7 protein-coding genes are annotated in these 6,569 nt (G+C 61.3%); 1 reads left to right on the top strand and 6 read right to left on the bottom strand.

Features of this window, described 5'->3' with window-relative positions:
* Positions 1–545: glutathione S-transferase family protein (locus tag QZ564_RS18740; protein WP_297113378.1), on the bottom strand; the 545-nt coding region annotated here is incomplete at its 3' end.
* A gap of 411 nt (positions 546–956) precedes the next feature.
* Positions 957–2,372, bottom strand: coding sequence for a magnesium transporter (gene mgtE, locus QZ564_RS18735; RefSeq protein WP_297113376.1), 1,416 nt, complete (start codon positions 2,370–2,372; stop codon positions 957–959).
* A 114-nt stretch (positions 2,373–2,486) separates the two neighbouring features.
* On the opposite strand from mgtE, the gene QZ564_RS18730 reads away from it, so the two are divergent.
* Positions 2,487–2,843: a hypothetical protein gene (locus QZ564_RS18730; protein ID WP_297113374.1), complete on the top strand. Its 357-nt coding sequence runs from the start codon at positions 2,487–2,489 to the stop codon at positions 2,841–2,843.
* A gap of 1 nt (position 2,844) precedes the next feature.
* Here the strand turns inward: QZ564_RS18730 and QZ564_RS18725 are convergent, their stop codons facing one another.
* From QZ564_RS18725 to QZ564_RS18710, 4 genes are all read right to left on the bottom strand, one after another.
* The gene (locus tag QZ564_RS18725) at positions 2,845–3,888 is read right to left on the bottom strand and encodes a sn-glycerol-3-phosphate import ATP-binding protein UgpC (RefSeq protein ID WP_297113372.1); all 1,044 of its coding nucleotides are present in this window, start codon (positions 3,886–3,888) and stop codon (positions 2,845–2,847) included.
* 5 nt (positions 3,889–3,893) lie between these two features.
* Positions 3,894–4,736 (bottom strand): sn-glycerol-3-phosphate ABC transporter permease UgpE, encoded by an 843-nt coding sequence (gene ugpE / locus QZ564_RS18720; protein ID WP_297113370.1) that lies wholly within the window; start codon positions 4,734–4,736, stop codon positions 3,894–3,896.
* A gap of 12 nt (positions 4,737–4,748) precedes the next feature.
* Entirely contained in the window at positions 4,749–5,633 is an 885-nt protein-coding gene (gene ugpA, locus QZ564_RS18715; protein WP_297113368.1) for a sn-glycerol-3-phosphate ABC transporter permease UgpA, read from the bottom strand.
* A 94-nt stretch (positions 5,634–5,727) separates the two neighbouring features.
* On the bottom strand, positions 5,728–6,569 hold an 842-nt coding region (locus QZ564_RS18710; RefSeq protein ID WP_297113366.1), incomplete at its 5' end, for an extracellular solute-binding protein.

Genomic DNA, 6,569 nt, shown 5'->3' with positions numbered 1-6,569 from the left:
CGCCCGGCGACATCCGAGACCGGCAGTTCATATGTGCGCAGCCGCGTCGCCAGCGGCGCAAACATGGCGTCGGCCGCCGAGAACTCGCCAAAGAGATAGGGCCCGCCCGAGCGCGTCAGCAGCCCGCCCCAAAGCTCCTCCACCCGATGCAGATCCTTGCGCACGGCATCGAGATCGACCTTGCCCGGATGGGAGGCCCGCAAATTCATCGGCGCATGGGTTCTCAATCCGGAAAATCCGGCATGCATCTCGGCGGCTGCAGCGCGCGCCAGCGCCCTGTCGGCACGGTCCTGCGGCCAGATCGCCTTGTCGGGAAAGCCGTCGGCCAGATACTCGATAATGGCAATGGTTTCGGGCACCACCAGCTCGCCATCGAGCAGCACCGGCACCTTCGCCGTCGGGGATCGAGCCGCCAACTTCTCGCGCCAGCCCGTACCGGACAGCTGTAGGACTTCGTCCTCGAACGGAATTTCGAAATGCCGCAGCACCAGCCAGGGCCGCAGCGACCATGTCGAGTAATTGCGATTCCCGATCAACAGCTTCATCGAATGTCCTCACGCTCAGCAAGAAGGGCGCCCAGTGGCCGGGCGCCCTCCGTTTAAACCTTCTGCAGTGAAAAACTCCAGTGTGAGACTGTGCCCCTCTCCAAAATCGGGCCCGCTTCTGCGGTCCCCAGGGTAGCACTCAGACGTCACACACCAGCAACCACGGAGAAAACCAGCCCCATCGATACGAGGCATACCAGCGCCCAGCTCATCGTCTGCCAGACATTGGCCTTGGTTTGACTGCGCATAGATCGCTCCTTGTCAGTCGTCCACGCCGACCCGTTTGCGTCACTTGCTCTTGCGAAGCAGTCCGCACAGCGGCCGGTCATGAATCGTTAGCCGTCCCGCAAATGGGAAGCAAGCGACCAAACTGCAACACCTTGCCTCTGTGGAAATCCCTGCCCGCCGCCTCTAGAACAAGCCGAACCACAGACCCGCAATACCCAAAAAGGCAAAGAAACCAATGACATCCGTCACAGTCGTGACGAAGACGGCCGAGGCGATCGCCGGGTCAGCCTTGAGCCGGTCCAGGGTCAATGGAATGAGAATTCCGAACGTACCGGCCACGATCAGGTTGATGATCATGGCCAGGCCGATGACGATTCCCAATTGCAGATTGCCGTAACGGAGCGTGGTCACGATTCCGATTAGAATGGCGAAAATGACGCCATTGACCACGCCGACCACCATCTCGCGCCGGATCAGGCGCCTCAGGCGCCCGCCATCGAGTTCACGCATGGCCAGGGCGCGCACGGTCACGGTCATGGTCTGCGCGCCGGCATTGCCCCCCATGGAGGCGACGATGGGCATCAGCACGGCCAGCGCCACCATCTGCTCGATGGTCGCGTTGAACAGGCCGATCACATAGGACACCAGCACGGCCGTGAACAAATTGACCAACAGCCAGGGCACACGGCTTTTGACGGTGTCCACAGTGGTGTCCGAAACGTCCTCGTCGCCCACGCCCGCCATCAGGCGGATGTCTTCCTCGGCCTCTTCCTGGATAACGTCGACAATGTCGTCGATGGTCAACACGCCCACCAGGCGCTCGCTCTCGTCGACCACGCCCACCTCGACCAGGTCGTAGCGCTCGAAGCTGCGCGCTGCCTCTTCCTGGTCCTCCTCGGCATTCACCAGCACCAGATTGGTGTTCATGATGCTGTCGATCTTGGTCGCGCGCGGCGTACGCAGGAACTTGTCCAGCGGCAAGGTCCCGAGCACCTTGTATGAGGCGTCGACCACATAGAGCTGGTAGAATTCGTCCGGCAGGTCCTTTTCGCTGCGCAGATAGTCGATCACCTGACCCACGGTCCAGAACGGGGGTATGGCAATGAAATCCGTGGTCATCCGTCGCCCGGCGGATTCCTCTGGAAAATCGAGGCTGCGCTTGAGCGACAGGCGTTCGAATGTGGGCAGCGCCGAGAGAATCTCGTCGCGATCCTCCTCTTCGAGGTCCTCCAGCAGATAGACCGCATCATCATTGTCGAGCTCGGCCACGCCGCGGGCGATGGCCGAATTGGGCAGCGCTTCCATGATCTCGAGGCGGATGCTCTCATCGACCTCGGTCAGCGCCGAGAAGTCGAACTTGTCGCCAAGCGCCCCCACCAGCGCCAGCCGCTCCTCGGCATCGAGTTGCTCGAGCACGTCGCCAACATCGGAGTGATGCAGCGGCTCCATGACCAGCGCCACGTCTTCATGCCGCCCAGCGGCAAGAAAGGCGCGCAAGCGTTCCAGCCAAAGGGCACTGATCCGGCCCTCCTCGTCGCGGAACGCATTGATGTCATTCCCGGTTTCGAGGCCGGACGCCGTATCAAATTCTTCGCTCATCGGGAGCCCTTTGCGTGTCCGCGGGTTTCAGGGGCAGGTCAAGCTGTAGCCAATCGGCCCCGATTGCGCCAGACTCGTTCCATGGCTTTTTCTCGCAATTGCGGAGGCGCCCCCATGCATCAAGATCCCGACCTGGAGACTGGATTCCGCCGCTTGGCGAAACTGGCGCAGGATCGACCCCTGGCCGAGGTCGAAAAAAGCACCAGCTACGGCACCCCGGCCTTGAAGGTGGCCGGGGCTACCTTTGTGCGCATGCTGGATGAAACCACCGCAGTGCTGCAATGCCCGGTGGATCAGAAGGCGCTGCTCATGGAAATCTCGCCCGGCATCTATTTCGAAACCGATCACTATGTCGGCCACGACGCGATGCTGATCAACCTTGAGAAGATTTCCGACGAAGAGCTCTCCCTGCGCCTCCATGACGCTTGGGAGTACAAGGCGCCGGGACGGCTGCTGAAGCTCGTCGACTGATCTATTCGACCCGCCTGCCGCTCTCGCGGTTGAAGCCGTGCAGCGCCGCGAGCGGCAGAATGAAGTCGACCCGCTCGGCCTCGCCCACGCTGGCGCGCCCCTGCTGCACCAGGATCAGCGCCTGCGCGATTCCCTCGACCCGTACATAGAGGTGGCTTTCGCCGCCGACCGGCTCGATCAGCTCGACCGTGCCGGACAGGGTGATGCCATCCCTGCTCCCCAGCAGGACCTGATCGGGGCGAATGCCGACAATATCGGTTCCGGCCGGAAAGTCCGGCATGGTGCCGCCAGCCACGGCAACCAACGCCTCGACCGGTATCAGATTCATCGGCGGCGAGCCGATAAATCCGGCCACGAACAGGCTGGCCGGCCTGTCATAGAGCTCTATGGGCTTGCCGACCTGTTCGATCCGCCCGCCATTCATCACCACCAGCCGGTCGGCCAGGGTCATGGCTTCGAGCTGGTCATGGGTCACATAAACGCTTGTCGTCTTGAGCGAGCGCTGCAGCCGCCGGATTTCAATGCGCATCTGCCCACGCAGCTTGGCATCCAGGTTCGACAGCGGCTCATCGAACAGGAACGCCTTGGGTTGGCGCACAATGGCCCGGCCCATCGCCACGCGCTGCCGCTGGCCACCGGAAAGCTGGCGCGGCTTGCGTTCAAGAAACTGTTCGATTTCCAGGATGCGCGCCGCCTCTGTGACCCGGCGATCGATTTCATCGCGCGGCGTACCGCGGTTCTTCAGACCATATTCCAAATTCTGCCGTACGCTCATATGCGGATAGAGCGCGTAGTTCTGGAACACCATGGCGATATCGCGCTCGGCCGGCTCCTTCTTGTTCACCACATCATCGCCAATCGAGATCGTGCCATCGGTGATGGTTTCGAGCCCGGCGATCATGCGCAGCAGCGTGGACTTGCCGCAGCCCGAGGGCCCCACCAGCACCACCAGCTCGCCATCGGCAATGGAAAGATCGAGCGCGTGGATGGCCGTAACATTGCCCGGATAGACCTTGCGGACACTTTTGAGGTCGATGCTTGCCATTGTTCTTATTTCTCCGTTTCGACCAGGCCTTTGACGAACAGGCGCTGCATGAAGATGACGATGAGGACCGGGGGCAGCATGGCCATGACCACGGCCGCCATGATGGTGTTCCACTGCGGATCGGCTTCCTGGGCCGCTGCCAGGCGCTTCACACCCATCATCAGCGTGTAATAGTTGGGGTCCGTGGTCACCAGCAGCGGCCAGAGATACTGGATCCAGCCATAGATGAAGAGGATGACGCAGAGCGCTGCGATATTGGTTCGGCTCAGCGGGAGCAGGATATCGCGGAAGAACTTGATGGGTCCCGCCCCATCCACGCGCGCCGCTTCCATCAACTCGTCCGGAATGGTCATGAAGAACTGCCGGAAGAGGAACGTCGCTGTCGCCGAGGCGATCAACGGAATGGTCAGGCCCAGATAGGAATTGAGCAGCCCGAGATTAGCCACAACGGCGAAAGTCGGGATGATGCGCACTTCCACCGGCAGCATCAGGGTGATGAAGATCATCCAGAAGGCCAGCACCCGCCCGGGAAAGCGGAAATAGACGATGGCATAGGCTGAGATGATCGAGATCGCGATCTTGCCCAGCGTGATCGAAATCGCCATCAGCAGCGAGTTCCAGGTCATTAGCCAGTACGGCGCCGCACCGCGCTGCTGCCTGGTCAGGACCTCCACTACATTGTTCCATAGCTCTCCGCCGGGTAGCAGCGGCATCCTGCCCGAGGTTAGTGCCGTCGGGCCATGGGTGGCGGCAATGATTGAAATATAGACAGGGAAGGCCACCATCAGCACGCCGCAGATCAGCACCAGATGGGTCAGCACAGTCAGCCAGGGACGATTTTCGACCATTCGCCCGCCCTCCTAATACTGGACCCGGCGTTCCACATAGCGGAACTGGATCACGGTGAGCACGATGACGAAGAGCATCAGGATGACGGACTGGGCCGAGCTGGAGCCCAAATTGAGCCCGATATAGCCGTCCGAATAGACCTTGTAGACCAGAATATTGGTCGCCTGGTTCGGGCCGCCCGCTGTCGTTGCGTCGACGACGCCGAAGGTGTCGAACATGGTGTAGTTGAGATTGACGATCATCAGAAAGAACGTGGTTGGCGAGAGCAACGGGAAGACGATCGTCCAGAACCGCTTGAACGGCCCTGCCCCATCAATCGCCGCCGCTTCGTTGAGCGACTGCGGCACCGATTGCAGGCCCGCCAGAAAGAACAGGAAATTGTACGAAATCTGCTTCCAGCTTGCCGCGATGATGATCAGGATCATCGCCTGCGCGCCATTAAGCTGGTGGTTCCAGTCCACCCCGACAAATTCGAGCATATAGGGCAGGATGCCGGTGGACGAATTGAAGATGAACCACCACAAAATGCCCGCCACTACCGGCGAGACCGCATAGGGCCAGAGCAGCATGGTCGAATAAGCCGTGCCGCCGCGAATGAGCCTGTTGACGGCCACCGCCAGCACCAGCGCCAACCCCATCGATATCAGCGTCACCGCCAGAGCAAACAATGCCGTCCGCCCGATCGAGGCCAGATAGGCCGGTTCCTGGAACAGCCGCGCATAATGCTGCAGTCCCACAAAGCTGGTGGACAGCCCGAACGGGTCTTCGCGTTCAAAGGAGGACTTGATGGCCTGGCCGGCCGGCCAGATGAAGAAGATCAGCGTGATGATCAGCTGCGGCGCCACCAGCAGATAGGGCAGCCCTTGGCTGGGAAAGACAGTGCGTTTGGTATCCATCGGCCCGATCCAGGGAAACGCCGTCGCGGCGGTCCCGAAATAGACGAAAGGGCGGCGGCGAACCTGTCGCCACCGCCCTGCTATTCAACTCGCCTTACTGGTTGGCGGCCTGGAAATCGCGCAGCAGCTGGTTGCCGCGGCTGACCAGGTCGTCGAGCGCCTGCTGAGCGGTCTTGTCGCCGGCCAGCAACGCCTGGAATTCCTGGTCGATCACGTCACGAACCTGGACGTAATTGCCGAAACGCAGACCCTTGGAATTCTCGGTCGGGGCGTTGAGCGTCATCTGCTTGATAGCCACGTCCGAACCCGGATTGGCTTCATAATAGCCCTGGCTCTGGCCCAGCTCATAGGCCGCCTGGGTGATCGGCAGGTAACCGGAATACTGGTGCCAGTCGGCCTGCACTTCGGCCGAGGAGAGGTAGGAGAAGAAGTCCGCAACGCCCTTGTACTGGGCTTCGTCGGCACCCTGCAGCACCCACAGGGTCGCGCCGCCGATGATCGAGTTCTGCGGTTCAACTTCTTCATAATGCGGCAGCATGCCGAAACCGACCTCGAAGCCCTCGGCATTGGCCAGGACGCCGGCGCGCGATGCGGAGGAGTTCATGTAGATGGCGCATTCGCCGGTGTAGAACTTGGCCGGAGCATCGGCGCCGCCACCCGGGCCGCCATAGGAGAACACGCCCTCATCCTGCCAGCGCTTGAGGTTTTCCCAGTGCTTGACCTGCAGCGGGCCATTGACCACGAATTCGCTGTCCAGGCCGCCGAAGCCGTTTTCCAGCGTGCCGATCGGCTGGTTGTGCCAGGCCGAGAAGTTTTCCAGCTGCGCCCAGGAGATCCAGCCCGAGGTGAAGCCGCAATCGGCAGCGCCCGATTCCATGATCTGGCGCGAGAAGGCTTCCAGCTCTTCCCAGGTCTTGGGCGGCATTTCAGGATCAA

This window comes from uncultured Devosia sp. (assembly GCF_913055165.1).
GTDB lineage: Bacteria > Pseudomonadota > Alphaproteobacteria > Rhizobiales > Devosiaceae > Devosia.
This window is presented reverse-complemented; position numbering and strand designations above follow the sequence as displayed.